The 1,151-nt window shown below is 75.6% G+C and carries 1 protein-coding gene; it reads right to left on the reverse strand.

Annotation, left to right across the window (positions count from 1 at the left end):
• Positions 1-1,151, reverse strand: a 1,151-nt coding sequence (locus tag AB0H87_RS41970) for a beta-ketoacyl synthase N-terminal-like domain-containing protein (protein WP_360159486.1), incomplete at both ends; no start/stop codon positions are given.

The raw sequence follows: 1,151 nt of genomic DNA on the forward strand, positions 1-1,151 counted from the left end.
CGGCACGTCCCGCCCGTCGCCGTCGAGCCAGTCCGCGACCCGCTCGGCGGCGGCCGGCAGCGCCTCGCGCGACCCGGCCGGGATCACCACGACCTCGGGCTCACCGGTCGAGCGCGGCGTGACCGGCGACGACAGCAGGTTCGGCGCCTCCTCCAGCACGACGTGCGCGTTGGTGCCGGAGAAGCCGAACGAGGAGACCGCGGCCCGGCGCACGGCGGCGCTGTCGGGCCAGCGGGTGGTGCCGGTCGGCACGAACAGCCCGGCCGCCGACGGGTCGGTGCCCGGGGTCCAGCCGGTGAAGTGCAGGTTGCCCGGTATCAGGCCGTAGTCCAGGGCCAGCACCGTCTTGATCAGGCCCGCGATGCCGGCCGCCGGCTCGAGGTGCCCGATGTTGCTCTTGATCGAGCCGATCGCGACCGCCCGACCCTGGCCGCCGTACACGCGGGACAGGCTGGCCAGCTCGGTCGGGTCGCCGAGACGCGTGCCCGTGCCGTGCGCCTCGACGTAGCCGACCTGGCTCGCGTCGAGGCCCGCGCGGACCAGCGCGGCCCGGTAGACGGCCTCCTGCGCCTCGGCGGACGGCGCGGAAAGGCCGTCGGAGCGGCCGTCCTGGTTGACGGCCGAGCCGCGTACCACGGCCATGATCCGGTCCCCGTCGCGGAGCGCGTCGCCGAGCCGCTTGAGCACGACGGCGCCCGCGCCTTCCGAGCGGACGAAGCCGTCCGCGTGCGTGTCGAAGGCGCGGCACCGCCCGGTCGGCGAGAGCATGCCGAACCGGGTGAACTCGCGGGTGGTGCGCTCGTCGACGATCAGGTTGACCGCGCCGGCGACCGCGACGTCGCACTCCCGGTCGCGCAACGCCTGCGCGGCCTGGTGCACCGCGACGAGCCCCGACGAGCAGGCGGTGTCGACGCTGACGGCGGGGCCGTGCAGGCCGAGCAGGTACGAGATCCGCCCGGCGGCCACACAGTGCCCGTTGGTCAGGATGCCGCCGGCCAGCTCCTCGGGCTGGCCGGCCAGGCGCTGCATGTACTCGTCGTAGCTGAGGCCGAGGAACACGCCGGTCGGCTCGCCGGCCAGCCGGTCCGGTGGGAGGCCGGCGTGCTCGAACGCCTCCCAGACGACCGCTAGGGGCGCCGGGGTGGTGCGGC

This window comes from Asanoa sp. NPDC050611 (genome assembly GCF_040654855.1).
Lineage (GTDB): Bacteria > Actinomycetota > Actinomycetes > Mycobacteriales > Micromonosporaceae > Asanoa.